The following is a 14,030-nucleotide window of genomic DNA, read 5'->3' as shown; positions in this document are numbered from 1 at the left end:
ATTAAGATTGAGTCGAATATTTGTTATTGGGGCAATTTAACGCAGTGTAAGTCCATTAATTTGCTCGGGATGTAGTGCTTGGCTATGGGATTTTCCTCGGCACCATTTGCCACCTTGCTTGTGTTTAAATGCACACATTGCATCCCATCGACCGCTTACACCACTGTACTGGCGACGAAACTCCTTGGCTGAAAGTAACCAGGCATCGGATGCAATCCCTAACTCATTAAGCAACTTAGGTCGTAGGTTATCGATAAAGCCTTTTTTATCATGGCGGATGGCGCGGCCAGTCCAATCGATAAGCTCAAGATAATCGGCAAAATGAAAGGGGATGCCCGTTTGCTGATGGAGATGCGTTGCACCCTCAAATTTTGCAAGGGATTTGCGTGGTAATGGTTGAGTGTTATCTACAGGGGGTTGGGTTATCAGTGGTGTGACGCTGTTAGGGGAAAGTGCATTTAGACGTTCTTGAATCGATGTAAAATCAGAGGATTGCAAAGAATCGGCAATCCCTGCTCGAATGGGGTTTAAATCTACGTACATCATACACGCCAGTAAAGCTTGCTCATCTAGTAACGCTTGGGATTTGAAACGACCTTCCCAAAAGGCGCCTTTACACTCATCTTCTCGATTGGCTTTACGGGCGATCTCTTCATTTAAGCATCGCATAAACCAAGAGATACTACTTAATCGCTCTTGCCACTCGGCAATTAAGGCATCGAGTAACATGCGTTCGCCGTCGATTAATGCATCACCATTCATATACTTAGTGGCAATGGCATGGCCTTTAGTGATTTGGCACCAGCGGCTGATAATATCTTTTTGCGTTAACGATTTGGCCTTCTCGACATCAATTTTAAGCACTAAATGGTAATGGTTGTTCATCACTGCATAGGCGCAAATGTCGATACAAAAGATGGTGGATAATGCTTTGATTTTATAGACAATCCAGCCACGTCTATGCTCATAACTGCGGCCAGTGAGTTTATCCTCACCGCACAGAAAAGCCCTTCTGACACAGCGATTAATCACATGATAGAAGGGTGTTGTATTGGCATCGATAAGCATTCTTCTGGCCGAGGTCATTATCCGCTCCAAACAGACAAGGTGAAGATAATTTAAAGACTAGTAGAAGAGGGGACAAAGCACAAAAAGACATGGCTGTCCCCGCTTTTAAGGCTGTAGACCTCAGTTTTTAGGATGATTGATAACTTGCGGATCTGGGCTTAACACAAGTAAGGTATTTGTTGTATTACTCAACACAAATTGGAATTTAGTGGTGCCTGGGGTTCTATCTAGGTCAACAAGTTGCACTAACATACCATCGCTGCTGATGGTGACTGCATCAACAATTTCATCAAACGGGGTCACAAAACCTACACCGACAAATTTTAGCCCTTTACCGGTTTGGTCATTGAGCAGGTAAGTTACAGTACCCGCTTGAGTAATGGTCACATCACCTGGGCACTGCTGCCCGTTTGCATCGGTATAGATAAATACAGGTTCTCCATTTTCTAGGGTGACATTCACTTTAATAAATTGTGCAAAGCCTTGTGGTGCCGTCATGTTTATTTTCCTTCTGTGGTTAGAATCGAATATTTTTAATATCTTTTTTTTCTAAAAAAAGAATAAGTTCTTTATGTGTATCAAGTTCCCCTAAACAATCTAGCGATTTTGCATAGGAAATCATAAATATTGGGTCTTTGTTTTTTTCAGTAAAAGGCTTTATTTGTTGTTTTACCTTTTTACATAACTCGATGCTGTAAGGTGATTGGCCAAGTTTTTTATAGATGCTAGCTTGTAGTAACTCACTTATAGCAAGGTTTGCTATGTAGGTGATTTCTTGATTAAAATCGTTTACTAATTCTCTATATGATTCGGTTGCTAATTTTGCATGTCGCAAACTCTCATTTAAGTTCCCAATATTTAGCATGAGTTTTGCTTCGGATAAGAAGATTTTTGCAGAGATATCTTTGTATGTTGAGGACTTGACCAATAAAGATTTGTCATCAAAATTGATGTTAGTTGATTTTTCAATTTCCAAATATTGGCTTTTACTTGTGCTTAATTCAAGAAGTTGTGAATAAGAATAATATTTTAATCTTTTCCAACGCTCATTTTCAGGGTCTTGTTTAAATGCAAACTCAATAGTAGCAAGTCCCAAAGAGGCTTTATTCAACGCTTCTGTTAGGCGACCTTGATAACTTAAAAGTGTGGCGATGTTTTGATAACTTCCTGTGAGCCTATCGAGCAAATAAGGTTGTTTTTCAAGATTTTTGGTTGCCAAGGTTTTTTGTATTTCCTCATGGATTTGGATAGCCGTATTTATATCTCCTTGTGATACAGCTGCGCTGGCTAACCAAGAACGAGTATCGGCCACATCGGCAATCAGTTGGCTATCTTCGGGGGCTTTGGCCAGTGCCAATAGCTTTAATCGTAATGACTCCTCAAAATCTTGCTGCGCGTTAGCAAATTCCTGTTGGTTTATGGAAACAGAACCCAGCGAGTTATGGGCATAGGACAGCTCCATCAGCGCATCTTTATCCTCTGGCGCTAGGGCATACATGGTTTGGCTATAGGCTAAGTACTGCTCGAAGAACGGGCGCGATGCGGCCCAATCACTCACATCATATTTAAGCTGTCCCAACCAAAAGGCATTGGCACCTAAGGTTTTTAGTAGGGCTAAGTTGTCTGGCTGCAATTCGAGCAGCGGCAGCATTTTTTCCTGCGCGGCGAGTAGGGCGCTGCGGGCTTCATCGATTTTATTGCGTGAATAGGCGACTTCGCCCATGGCCTCTAAGGTCTGCCCATGTTGGAAGCGGGCATCGAAGCTTAAGTACTTCTCATCGTCTTGGCTGGAGAAATCCGTGAAATATTCCAATGCCTTATTACTGATGCCATCGAGTAAGTCCATCCGGCCGATGCCGCGCATCTTATCGGCGAAGTCACCCACCATAAACCCGAGTAGATCTTCGGCGGCGAGGCGTTTTTGCTGGGCCAGCTTTTCGGCTTCGATACTGCGAACACTCATAATGACCGAGGTTAAGGTGAGTACGCACAGCAGGGCGACTGTGATGCGTCTCGTCCAGCGCAGCATAGTGGCGCGTTTGCTGGAGGCGGCAATAAAGTCGGTTTCTCGCTCGTCTAAGTCAAATAAGGGATTTTGCCTAAGGCTTTGGGCCTCTTTTAAGGGTTTACCCTCGGCCAGCAAATAGGCGCTGTGTTTGGCTTCGCTTAGCCAGCGCTGGGATAAATGCTGTAGTCGGCTCTTAATACTGAGGCTGTCGTTATGTTCGCTGATCCACGCCGTCGCCCTTGGCCAGCGGCGCAGCAGGGCTTCGTGGGCGATGCTAAAACAGGGTTCACCATTTTGCAGATGGGACACAAATAAGCGGCTATCGACCATGGCTTGCACTAGGGCGGTTTCGGCCGCGCTTTGCAACTGCGACCAGCGGGCGGTGCGGCTGGTGATGGATTTTTCATCCTCACGCAGGGTGACTAACAGGGACAAAATCCGCGGCAGACTGGCTTTTTCGGCCTCAGTTAAATGGGAGATGGCCTGCTCGGCATTTTTACCGATAGCGCCTTCGATGCCGCCCAAGGTGCGATACACAGAGACCAATAGTTTGTCATCGTCACTGCGTTGTAAATACAGCGCCTGTAAGGTGTATTGCAGCATGGGCAGCGCATCTGGATTGCTGGCGGCATCGCTACAGAGCATTTCATCGAGCGGCATGGCGGTGTCGCTGTCAATGTCCCAAGTTAAATTGGCGGCAATCGCCGGCAGGCGGATCATTTGCAACAGCTCGGTGCGCGTGGGCGGCGCTAAGTCGAAATGGGCACCGCGGGCTTTGCCCGCCATCAGGCTGGGGTAATTGACCAGCAACGGATAAAAATCGTTGCGACAGGCACTTAGAATCAACACCGCATGGGAAGTGGCAAGACGCTCTAACAACTCGATAAAGGCACTGCGCTCGGCGTCGCTAAACAGCGGCGATGATAATAGCACCTCTAATCGATCGATAAATAAGCTAAAGCGTGGCGTCGCATAAGCATGATTTTTAAGGCTTTGTTTGCATATCTCGACAATGCTCTGCGGATCTTGCTCAAGCTTGGCTGCAAGCGTATCTGCGCTCATGCCCTCAAATACTGGGGTGTCGTTTAGTTCCCAGTCGAGCATGGCGCTAGCCAAATCGGTGAGCAGTTGTCCCTTGCTGACATCGGCAAAATCGAGGCTGCTATAGGCCACAACCCCAACGCCATTAAAGCCATTGGCGGCCATGAGGTTAGGCAATACGCCGGCATTAATTAAGGAGGATTTACCGCTACCACTGGGGCCTAAAATTAAGCAGAAGGCGCGGCCAAAATGGATTTGCTGGCTAATGCGATTCAGCAACGTGCTAATTTGTTCGCTACGGCCGAAGAACACGTCGGCATAGTTGGCGCTGTAGGCTTGCAGGCCTGGAAACGGCGAACCACCTTGCCAAGTTTGTGGCGTGGCGCTGGCCTCGTGGCCGACGGGAAAGCGCACCTCGGCTAAGGTGCGATAACCACGTTTGCGAATGGTCTCAATGTAACGGGATTCGGTGGCACTATCGCCTAAGGCGCGACGTAACTGGTTGATAATCTTATGCAGTGGATTGTCGCCCGTGTCGACCCCAGGCCAGCAATGGCTGACAATTTCGTCACTGCTGACCACTTCACCGGCGTTTTGGCAGAGAAATAACAACACATCCATTGCCTTAGGTTCAAGTTGTTTAACTTGTTTACCAAGGAGTAGGCTGTTGGCGCTGGGATTGACTTGCCATTCACCAAAAAAAAATGTGCTGTCACTCATAGGATTTCCATTGCTTGAGCATCGACTAAGGCGGAGGAATCGCGGTGCCGTTAGCCATTGTTATTTTTATATTCCATTTGCATATGTTGCTATGGGGTTTTGCGTCAAAACATTGGCATTATGCCTAGACTCCTTGTTATTTAAAAGAAGTAAGCTTTTATAATCAATGTAAATTTTATCTTGAAATTGTGACAGCATGTTGTGCTGATACCCATGTGTTGTCACAGGGTTGGGGGATTGCGCGATAATTGCACTTTCGCTTGGGTAAACGCTTGGCTTGGCAGCACAAACTCGGATGACGGGTAAAAAAAGAGTGCCCAAGGTGGGCACTCAAAGCGGTTGGGAAGGGAGAAATAGGTTAGGCTAAATTGAGTTAGCGCGTAAGCACCAGTGCGTTGGCCTGAAAACTTAACCGTGCCATTTGCCCTTGGTCTTGCAGCTCTAGCTCGTTGAGTTCAAAGGGCGGTTGTAGACCGGAGGCTTGGATAAGTTTGGGGTCAAACATCAGCTTGAGTTTGGGGGATTCGGGCGTTAACCAAGTCGCCGCTTGGGTGCGCATGATCGCGACCTTTTGGCCCTCGGCATTGGTGCCCGTGAGCACGCCACTCAAACCAAAGCGTCCCGCCTCGGCGACAGTTAGCTCAAAGTTGACTTGATTTGGCACGCCTTTATCCCAGATGGTCAATACTTCTGGTTTGATGCTGGCGGAATTGACATAGGACTTAAAGGCGGTTTTCACCGTGCGCAGCACTGGGCGGCCATCGACTTGAGTCTGGACTGTAACTTCGATTTCACTCAGCCCCGCATTGCTGCTGGCGAGGGGCAAGTCTGCGGGCACTAAAGCCTGCCATTCATCCCCCTGTTTCACCATGGCCAGCGCTTGCTCTGTACCATCGGCTTGTTTGAGTTTGGCCTTAGGCGCAAATTGATTATCGCTTTGGCTTAAGGCGAGTTTTACCCCAACCGTTTGGGCATCGGCCGCAATTGCGCTGGGCGCCTTGATGCTTAGTTGATAGGGCGAGCCTTTTTCCTTCACGTTGACCAAATAGTTCGCCTTAGCGACCAAGGGCTGGCTGACTTGTAGGCGATATTCTCCGGCCGTGGCTTTTTCAGACATTTGCAGGGCGCTGGAGTCATCGGCTAAGCCTGCGCTTGCTAGGGCGTCGGCGCTCACCAGCGATTTAACCAAGGATTCCGTGGCTTGCGGACTGGCGTTTTTCCCCTGCGGCGTTTGGCCTATCCGCTGAATTTGCACCCGCTCGGGGGCAACGGCATCGGCATGCATTAAGGCGCCTGTGCTGACATCGCCACGGGGCGCAATCCGCACTAAGCTGCCCGCTTGGCTTAAGTTGAGCTGCACGCCAGCATTTAGCTCGGCGCCGGTGACATTTAGCCAATACTCATCACTTTGGCTTGCCTGCTCAAGCACGGGTTGACTGGCTTGGTATTCACCATAGAGCGGAGTGATAAAGCTGACGTAATCGGTACTGGTATTAATTGGCGCGAGAGTTGGCGAGGCGATATTAGTATCGACAAGGTCGCTCTGCGTCGGCGCGGCTAAGGTTAAGCCCTTGGCATACATTGGGCTGGCTTCTTTTTGTGGCTCAGGCGTGGGTGAATCATCCTGACAGGCACCGAGCAGGCTAGCAAAGATGACCAAGCTGACCGCTTTGCTTAAGGTGCGGAGTGTAAAAGGTGGCATAGTGAGCTCCTTAAATATGATTGCGGATCAGCGTGTCTAAGTTAAAGCAGGCACGGCGACTCTGCTGATGGCTTAACGGTTCTTGGCCTCGGGTCTTTTGTTTATCGGTGAACCAGACTGTGCCTGCGGCTTTTTGGGAGCTGCAATTTAAGAAGCCGTCGGAGCAGCTATCGAGCCAGTTTTGGGTGGTTTCGAGGGCGACCTGATATTGATAGCCAGCGCAGTAGCTGTCGCTGTCCCAAATGGCGGAATCCACATCCGAGCCGACAACCACCTCGAAGGGCTTACCTAAACTCGGGCGACCCGAGGTGCCATAGAGCCAAGTGTTGTTGTAGTTTGCCATCCAGCCGACTTGCTGCTGTTTGACTGCATTGCTGCCATAGCCTAAGAGCCAACCTAGAGTCGTTTCGAACACATTGCCTTGATTGACTGCATCGGCCAGCGGCGTGCCGCCACTCGATGGCGCGAGGGCGATGACTCTGGAGGTGGCTTTGATCACCGCAGGATAACGGCTGTCCCAGGTGGGGTTTGATAAAATCCAGCGCACCACATTACCGCCATTAGAGTGGGTGAGCAGGATTAAATCATCAATATTCTTCGCTTGAATAAAGCTATTGAGCTGAGTGGCGAGGCAACCCGCGGCGGCTTCTTCCCACATATATTGGTCGAAGTCACAGTTGATGACAGTGTAATTATTGGGGACGGGTATCCCTTGGCGCACTGAGTTAACAAATTCCGAAGTCCAATAGTCGGCTAACGCATTGGTTTGTTTTCCGGTTCCGTGAACAAAGGCGATACCTGTTGCGGCAAAAACCGCGGGGCTGACAGCTAACAGACCCAAGAGCATTAAGGTGTTTTTTATCTTCATGGGTGTTTCTCATCTCTAGTGATTGAGCGCGGCCTTACAGTGCATTGCAATCGTGAACATTAATCAGGTGTCTGTGTCGATTGACATCGCTGCACTCTGGTGCAAGGCAATCTTAGGCTGGTTTTAAGGAATGCTGCGCAGTAAAACCACTGGGAGTAAAAGTTTACAAGCTGAGTGACCTTGCTATGGTGGACAGGGTAGACTCTTACTCTGGCTTATTAACCTAGTCGCAACATTTGGGGCTGGCAAGCAAAAATTCGCTATACAATTTAATGACATAGCGACAATCTTTTGACTTTGTTTTAATATGACCTAACCGACAGCTAATTGCTTGATCAGTAAACGCTAATAAAACGTATAGCGTATTTAGCCGTTTGAATTGGCTGGGATGGCTCAAAAATTATTTTTACTTTAACGTTTTGGATCGTTATTGGTTCTATAGCGTTTTCACACTTATTGGGAGGCACCTTTGGCCATCACACAACAGGAAATGAGCCGCTGTTTAACCGAACTCAATTGCCGTAGCAATTTTTCGGTGAAGAGCATTACCGAATATATGTTGCCAGGTACTAAGGAAGCCTTTTACCTGCATATGGATGGCAAAACACCGCAACTGATTATTCGCCCCGCGTTTGAGATATTTTCGGGTGAATTTACCACCTTAGCAGGCGTGCATGCTAAATATGACTATTACCACAGCGCGGAAATGACGCGATTTCCCAAACGTTTACATAAAAGTCTGACTGAAACCCACTATGGATTGGCCTTTAGTTTTGATTCCATTGAGGCGGTGCAGCAATTTATTGAGCGTTTAAGCGCTATCGTCAAAGGGGCTTAGGATTTCATCAAAGATAAATACAAGCCTTAAGAGTGGTTTTAAACCTCTGATATTTTAGGCTTAAGCTTTTAGGTTAAATTCCTCAATTTTAACCAAAATGAGGAATTTAACTGCTGCCTTTTCCAGCAGCTTTTCAGTATATTCATCAATAGATGAATTCTGCCGGAGAGGCTTATGTCGCTTATCCCTCGTCGCCCAAGAGGTGTGGTTCCCTTTGCCGCCCAATCTGGGCTGTCTATGGCTGCGGGTCGTCCGAAGGGCAACTCTGATGCACGTCAACGGCTGATCACCGCCGCGGTGACGCTCTTTAGTGAACGCAGTTATCCCACTGTTTCTACCCGTGAAATAGCCCGTGAGGCCGAGGTGGATGCGGCGCTTATTCGTTATTACTTTGGCTCTAAGGCTGGGCTATTCGAGCAGATGGTGCGTGAAACCCTCGAGCCTGTGATTGCGCGTTTGCGTGAAATCTCCTGCGCTCAAGCACCTAATGATATTGGCGAACTGATGCAGATCTATTATCGGGTGATGGCACCTAATCCCGGATTACCCCGATTAATCGTGCGTGTGTTGCAGGAAGGCGATGGCACCGAGGCCTATCGGATCATGTTGTCGGTGTTTGAGCAAATTCTGTCCCTCTCGCGCCAATGGGTTGAGTCGGCATTAGTGAATGCTGGATTACTCAAAGCAGGGTTAGACCCCAATTTAGTGCGCCTGAGTTTTATCAGTTTGATGGTGTTTCCGCTGATTGCTCCCCCGGTTTTAATGCGTCAGTTTGGCCTGTTTAGTAGCAATGCCGAGGACTTACAACGTTTGGCACTGCACAATATGCAGGTGTTTACCCAGGGCGTTTTGCGTGAACCTAGGAGTGAATGATGAGTGTATCTAATGGGTTAGCTGTGATGTCGGTTAAGGCGCGACGACTATATCCCCAAAGATGGGGCAAGCTGGTGACGAGTCTATTGGTCGCGGCGCTGTTGCTGCAATTGACGGCCTGCGGCGATGAATCCCCCCGAGTGCTGGGTACGGTTGAGCGCGATAGGTTAACCCTCACCGCCCCTGTGGGGGAGTTGATCAAGCGGATAAATGTGGTCGAAGGCCAGCAAGTGCAGGCGGGGGAAGTGTTACTTGAGCTTGACAGCACCGCCGCTCAGGCGCGCCTTAGCCAGCGTCAGGCCGAGCTTAAGCAAGCCAAGGCAAAGCTGGCGGAAGCGGTAACGGGGGCTCGCTCGGAAGACATAGATAAAGCCCGCGCCGCCCTTGATGGCGCCAATGCCAGTGTTAAAGAGGCGCAGCAGAGTTTTGAGCGTACGCAGCGGTTATTTAAGACTAAGGTGCTCAGTCAAGCAGATTTAGATGCTGCGCGCGCGGCGCGTGATACCAGCCTTGCCAAGCAAGCCGAAGCCGAGCAGAGCCTAAGACTGCTGCAAAACGGCACCCGCAGCGAGCAACTCGAGCAAGCCAGAGCCGCAGTCGAGGCGGCCATGGCTGGCGTGGCGCAGGAGCAAAAAGCCCTCAAGGATTTAAGCCTAGTGGTGGCGAGAGCCGCAATGGTGGATACCTTGCCTTGGCGGGTGGGTGACAGGGTGGCCGCAGGTAGCCAACTTATTGGTTTATTGGCAATTGAGCATCCCTATGTGCGGGTATATCTACCTGCGACTTGGCTCGATAGGGTCAAGGCGGGTAGCCAAGTGAAGATCCTTGTCGATGGCCGCACGCAGCCTATTGCAGGCACTGTGCGTAATATTCGCAGTCAACCGGCTTACACTCCTTTTTATGCCTTAAATGAACGCGATAGGGCACGACTGATGTATCTGACCGATATTGATATTGCGCTAGAGGGGCAGGATTTACCCACGGGAATGGCCCTTGAGGTACAACTGCCATGAGTGCACAACAGGCTTCAGCAGGGGGAACAGTCGCTGGGACATCAGCGGCTGAAACATCAACCGCGGCATCTGAGTTTGCTATCGAAACCCGTGGTATGACCCGCGCCTTTGGCGGCATCAATGCGGTAGAAAATCTCGATTTGGCGATCCCTAAGGGCACAATTTATGGTTTTTTAGGCCCCAATGGTTGTGGTAAATCGACCTCTATTCGGATGTTGACTGGGCTGCTTAGTCCGACCTCGGGGGATATTCGGGTGCTGGGCGAAACCTTGCCCGGCGCCGAGGAAAAACTGCGCCGCCGCATTGGCTATATGACGCAAAAATTCTCCCTCTACGACAACCTGTCGGTGCGGGAAAATCTCGAGTTTGTGGCGCAAATTTATGGGCTGAATCGTCGCCAAACTAAGGCGCGTTTGGCCGAGTTATTAAGCTTGTACGATTTGGCGGGGCGCGAGAAGCAAATGGCGGGCTCCATGAGTGGCGGGCAAAAACAGCGTTTAGCCTTGGCCGCCGCGACCTTACATCACCCCGAGCTGTTATTTCTCGATGAGCCGACGTCGGCGGTCGACCCTGAAAATCGCCGCGAGTTTTGGGAGCGGCTGTTCGACCTCTGCGCCCAAGGCACCACGATTTTAGTCTCAACCCACTATATGGATGAGGCCGAGCGTTGCCATGGTCTGGCGATTTTAGAGCGTGGGATAAAACGCGCCGATGGCTCGCCGCAACAACTCATGGCGGCCATGGGCGCGCGGGTCATTGAAGTGTCGGGGGAGGATTTACGCAAGCTTAAACAGTCGCTTATCAGCGATGCCAATGTGTTATCGGCGGCGCAGATTGGCAGTCGTTTACGGGTATTAGTGCAAAGTTCGATTGCAGATCCGCTGGCTTGGTTAAGCCCAAGGGTTGCTGGGCGGGCACTGACCGAGGTGCGCCCAAGCCTTGAGGATGTGTTTGTGACTTGCACGGGCGGACGTGCCCAACTGGCGCCGCCAAACGGCAGTCAGGCCACGATAGTGGAGACTCAAGATGCTAGGTAGAATTTGGGCCGTGGTGGTCAAAGAACTCAGACAGTTATCGCGGGATCGCATGACCTTCGGCATGATAGTGATGATCCCCTTAGTGCAGTTGATGCTGTTTGGGTATGCTATCAATACCGATGCGCGTCATTTGCCCGCAGGTTTAGTCAATTTAAGTGACTCCGCCTATAGCCGTGCTTTAGTCAAGGCGGTAGAAGCGACCCAAGTCGTTGATTTTAAAAATCGCTATTTGAGTGTCAACGAGGCGGAAGCAGCGATCACCCGCGGCGAAGTGAAAGCCGTGCTGTATTTAGGTGCCGATCTTGACGAGCGTTTAGTACGGCATCCGGCGTTTGCAGGGCAGACCTATTTTGCCGAGCCTGTCGGTCAATGGTTGGTGGATGGCTCGGATACTGTGGTCGCCTCCACCATTCGCAGTTTAAGACAAATGCCGCTGGATGAAATTGCGGGCAGGGCGGTCAAATCCAATCCCCCCAGTTTTGAGGTGGTGCAGTATTTTAACCCTGAGCAGCGATCTGTGGTGAATATCGTCCCCGGCCTCTTAGGGGTCATTTTGACTATGACCATGGTGATGTTTACCTCGGCCGCGATTGTGCGCGAACGCGAGCAGGGCAATATGGAGTTTTTAATCACCACACCTGTGAGGCCGCTTGAGCTAATGCTAGGAAAAATCACGCCTTATGTGTTAGTCGGCTTTGTACAATTGGCGATTATTCTTAGCGCTGGGCATTTGCTGTTTGCCGTGCCGATTCGCGGTGGTTTGGACTCGATTGCGCTGGCGGCCATGTTGTTTATCTGCGCCAGTTTGACCTTAGGCCTAGTGATTTCGACCATAGCGAAAACCCAGTTACAGTCGATGCAAATGACGGTATTTATCCTGCTGCCATCGATTTTGTTGTCGGGTTTTATGTTCCCCTACGAGGCCATGCCCGTAGCGGCGCAGTGGATTGCCGAGGCGTTACCCGCGACTCACTTTATGCGCATGTCCCGCGCGATTGTGCTTCGGGATGCCGAGGTGAGTGACTTGCAATTTGATGCCTTGTGGATGATTGGTTTTACCTGCTTGGGGCTGCTGGTGGCAAGCCTGCGCTTTTCTAAACGTTTGGATTAAGGGGCTGACTCACGCTTTAGGCGCGAGTTTTGATTTAACGCAAATTATGCGTAAAGATTTGGACTAAGTAGTTGAAATGGATGTTAGTTACTTTAGAACTCGCTTACACTGCTGCTAACAAAATGTTCCTTTTATGTGATGGCTTAGTGTGTCCCTTCGCGCGATTTATGCAGACCGATTTGTGTAAATCGATACCTGAGGTTATCAGCTCAGTGAATGTGAAGGCCTATTCGGCTGAGCAGCGCGATGCGCATCAACGTTGCATCATACACAAAAGGAATAGAGATTTAGCTTAGCGAAGGAATTCTGTATGCCTGCGATTGTGTGTCAAAGTGCCCTCGAAGCGGTTTCACTGATCCAAAGTGGCGAAACCCTGTGGACCCATTCCATGGGCGCAACTCCAAAAGTCCTATTAGATGCGCTGGCAAAACATGCGCTCACCCTTGAAAATCTCACCTTATTACAGTTACATACCGAAGGTGCTGAATCCTTAAGTCATCCCGATTTACGTGGGCATTTGCGCCATCGCTGTTTTTTCGGTGGGGTGCCTACAAGGCCGTTATTACAAAGTGGCGATGCCGATTATGTGCCGATTTTCCTCTCTGAAGTGCCTAAACTATTCCGCTCCGGCGAGCAAAAAATCGATACCGCGATTATCCAAGTGTCGCCGCCGGATAAACATGGCATGTGTTCCTTAGGAATTTCGGTGGAGGCCACTTTAGCCGCCTGCCAAGTGGCGGGTAAAATCATTGCCCATATTAATCCACAAATGCCCCGCACCCACGGCGATGGTTTTATTCATATCGACCGTTTTGCCGCCGTGTATGAGCAAAGCGCCAGTTTACCCATTCATTCGTTTGCCACTGGCGATGCTGTGAGTCTGGCGATAGGGAAAAATGTGGCTGAATTAGTCCGCGATGGTGATTGTTTGCAGATGGGTATTGGCGCGATTCCCGATGCGGTATTGTCCTGCCTGACCGAGCACAAAGACTTAGGCGTGCATACCGAATTGTTTTCCGACGGGATTTTGCAATTAGTTGAAAAGGGCGTGATTAACAATAGTAAAAAGCGCTTTTACCCCGGAAAACTGGTTACCGGTTTTGCCTTAGGTAGCCAGAAGTTATATGACTATGTGGATGATAATCCTGCGGTTATCTTTATGGATATCGAGCAAGTTAACGACACGTCTATTATCCGTAAAAACCCCAATGTAATGGCGATTAACTCGGCGCTGCAGGTCGATCTCACAGGGCAAGTGTGTGCCGATTCCATTGGCACTAAGATCTATTCGGGCGTGGGTGGCCAGATGGACTTTATCCGCGGCGCAGGGCTGTCCGAAGGTGGCCGCTCTGTGATTGCGCTGCCAAGTACGGCCTCTGGAGGTCGGGTTTCTCGCATCGCTAGCGTGTTATCTCCTGGGGCGGGGGTGGTAACTACCCGCGCCCATGTTCATTACATAGTGACCGAATATGGCGCGGCTAATCTTCGTGGCCGCTCGCTACGTGAACGGGCACAGGCCTTGATTAATATCGCCCATCCGGATTTTCGTGAGCAACTTTGCCGCGACGCCTTTGAAGTGTGGGGATTAAGTCTCTAGCCTTGTAAATCATGGCGTTATTACTTAATGCCTATTGCTGTGTTGTTATGCCTTTCAATGCTGAGATGAAGAAGCGTAAAGCGAGAATTTATTCAAGGAGGCTTTTGAACTGAGTTTAGCTTGTATTCTTGCTTCATATACCAACAGCCTTCAA

11 protein-coding genes are annotated in these 14,030 nt (G+C 49.6%); 6 read left to right on the top strand and 5 right to left on the bottom strand.

Annotated features, from left to right (window positions below):
• Nucleotides 1-36: 36 nt before the first annotated feature.
• The 5 genes from CEQ32_RS07750 to CEQ32_RS07730 all read right to left on the bottom strand — a co-directional run bounded on the left by CEQ32_RS07750 (nucleotide 37) and on the right by CEQ32_RS07730 (nucleotide 7,407).
• Nucleotides 37-1,086 (bottom strand): transposase, encoded by a 1,050-nt coding sequence (locus CEQ32_RS07750; RefSeq protein WP_088585801.1) that lies wholly within the window; start codon nucleotides 1,084-1,086, stop codon nucleotides 37-39.
• Between the two features lie 102 nt (nucleotides 1,087-1,188).
• Nucleotides 1,189-1,566 (bottom strand): DP-EP family protein, encoded by a 378-nt coding sequence (locus CEQ32_RS07745; RefSeq protein ID WP_055646971.1) that lies wholly within the window; start codon nucleotides 1,564-1,566, stop codon nucleotides 1,189-1,191.
• A 19-nt stretch (nucleotides 1,567-1,585) separates the two neighbouring features.
• Nucleotides 1,586-4,837 carry a winged helix-turn-helix domain-containing protein gene (locus CEQ32_RS07740; RefSeq protein WP_055646970.1) on the bottom strand — a complete coding sequence of 1,084 codons (3,252 nt, stop codon included), beginning with the start codon at nucleotides 4,835-4,837 and terminating at the stop codon, nucleotides 1,586-1,588.
• Between the two features lie 373 nt (nucleotides 4,838-5,210).
• Complete coding sequence (locus CEQ32_RS07735; RefSeq protein WP_055646969.1) at nucleotides 5,211-6,539, bottom strand: DUF4785 domain-containing protein; 1,329 nt, start codon at nucleotides 6,537-6,539, stop codon at nucleotides 5,211-5,213.
• A 10-nt stretch (nucleotides 6,540-6,549) separates the two neighbouring features.
• Nucleotides 6,550-7,407 (bottom strand): hypothetical protein, encoded by an 858-nt coding sequence (locus CEQ32_RS07730; RefSeq protein WP_037431013.1) that lies wholly within the window; start codon nucleotides 7,405-7,407, stop codon nucleotides 6,550-6,552.
• Between the two features lie 490 nt (nucleotides 7,408-7,897).
• On the opposite strand from CEQ32_RS07730, the gene CEQ32_RS07725 reads away from it, so the two are divergent.
• The 6 genes from CEQ32_RS07725 (at nucleotide 7,898) to CEQ32_RS07695 (ending at nucleotide 13,876) form a co-directional block, all read left to right on the top strand.
• A complete protein-coding gene (locus CEQ32_RS07725) occupies nucleotides 7,898-8,245 on the top strand; it encodes a hypothetical protein (protein WP_037416982.1) in 348 nt (115 codons plus the stop codon).
• A gap of 174 nt (nucleotides 8,246-8,419) precedes the next feature.
• On the top strand, nucleotides 8,420-9,118 hold the full coding sequence (locus CEQ32_RS07720; RefSeq protein WP_088585800.1) for a TetR/AcrR family transcriptional regulator: 699 nt from the start codon (nucleotides 8,420-8,422) through the stop codon (nucleotides 9,116-9,118).
• On the top strand, nucleotides 9,118-10,131 hold the full coding sequence (locus CEQ32_RS07715) for an HlyD family secretion protein (RefSeq protein WP_122040750.1): 1,014 nt from the start codon (nucleotides 9,118-9,120) through the stop codon (nucleotides 10,129-10,131). The genes CEQ32_RS07720 and CEQ32_RS07715 overlap by 1 nt, the downstream gene beginning before the upstream one ends.
• 95 nt (nucleotides 10,132-10,226) lie before the next feature.
• Complete coding sequence (locus tag CEQ32_RS07710) at nucleotides 10,227-11,168, top strand: ATP-binding cassette domain-containing protein (RefSeq protein ID WP_088586960.1); 942 nt, start codon at nucleotides 10,227-10,229, stop codon at nucleotides 11,166-11,168.
• Complete coding sequence (locus tag CEQ32_RS07705) at nucleotides 11,158-12,279, top strand: ABC transporter permease (protein WP_122040749.1); 1,122 nt, start codon at nucleotides 11,158-11,160, stop codon at nucleotides 12,277-12,279. The genes CEQ32_RS07710 and CEQ32_RS07705 overlap by 11 nt, the downstream gene beginning before the upstream one ends.
• Before the next feature lie 310 nt (nucleotides 12,280-12,589).
• Nucleotides 12,590-13,876 carry an acetyl-CoA hydrolase/transferase family protein gene (locus tag CEQ32_RS07695; protein WP_047538971.1) on the top strand — a complete coding sequence of 429 codons (1,287 nt, stop codon included), beginning with the start codon at nucleotides 12,590-12,592 and terminating at the stop codon, nucleotides 13,874-13,876.
• Nucleotides 13,877-14,030: the final 154 nt, after the last annotated feature.

This window comes from Shewanella sp. FDAARGOS_354, from assembly GCF_002209245.2.
In the GTDB taxonomy this organism is placed as follows: domain Bacteria; phylum Pseudomonadota; class Gammaproteobacteria; order Enterobacterales; family Shewanellaceae; genus Shewanella; species Shewanella xiamenensis.
Note: the sequence above shows the minus strand (reverse complement) of the source record. Positions and strands in the feature narration are given on the sequence as shown.

Excerpts from the sequence above, each read along its gene's own strand:
- CEQ32_RS07715 (WP_122040750.1), top strand. The coding sequence starts at position 9,118 with ATGAGTGTATCTAATGGGTTAGCTGTGATGTCGGTTAAGGCGCGACGA.
- CEQ32_RS07710 (WP_088586960.1), top strand. The coding sequence starts at position 10,227 with ATGACCCGCGCCTTTGGCGGCATCAATGCGGTAGAAAATCTCGATTTG.
- CEQ32_RS07740 (WP_055646970.1), bottom strand. The coding sequence starts at position 4,837 with ATGAGTGACAGCACATTTTTTTTTGGTGAATGGCAAGTCAATCCCAGC.
- CEQ32_RS07750 (WP_088585801.1), bottom strand. The coding sequence starts at position 1,086 with ATGACCTCGGCCAGAAGAATGCTTATCGATGCCAATACAACACCCTTC.
- CEQ32_RS07745 (WP_055646971.1), bottom strand. The coding sequence starts at position 1,566 with ATGACGGCACCACAAGGCTTTGCACAATTTATTAAAGTGAATGTCACC.
- CEQ32_RS07730 (WP_037431013.1), bottom strand. The coding sequence starts at position 7,407 with ATGAAGATAAAAAACACCTTAATGCTCTTGGGTCTGTTAGCTGTCAGC.
- CEQ32_RS07720 (WP_088585800.1), top strand. The coding sequence starts at position 8,420 with ATGTCGCTTATCCCTCGTCGCCCAAGAGGTGTGGTTCCCTTTGCCGCC.
- CEQ32_RS07725 (WP_037416982.1), top strand. The coding sequence starts at position 7,898 with ATGAGCCGCTGTTTAACCGAACTCAATTGCCGTAGCAATTTTTCGGTG.
- CEQ32_RS07705 (WP_122040749.1), top strand. The coding sequence starts at position 11,158 with ATGCTAGGTAGAATTTGGGCCGTGGTGGTCAAAGAACTCAGACAGTTA.
- CEQ32_RS07695 (WP_047538971.1), top strand. The coding sequence starts at position 12,590 with ATGCCTGCGATTGTGTGTCAAAGTGCCCTCGAAGCGGTTTCACTGATC.
- CEQ32_RS07735 (WP_055646969.1), bottom strand. The coding sequence starts at position 6,539 with ATGCCACCTTTTACACTCCGCACCTTAAGCAAAGCGGTCAGCTTGGTC.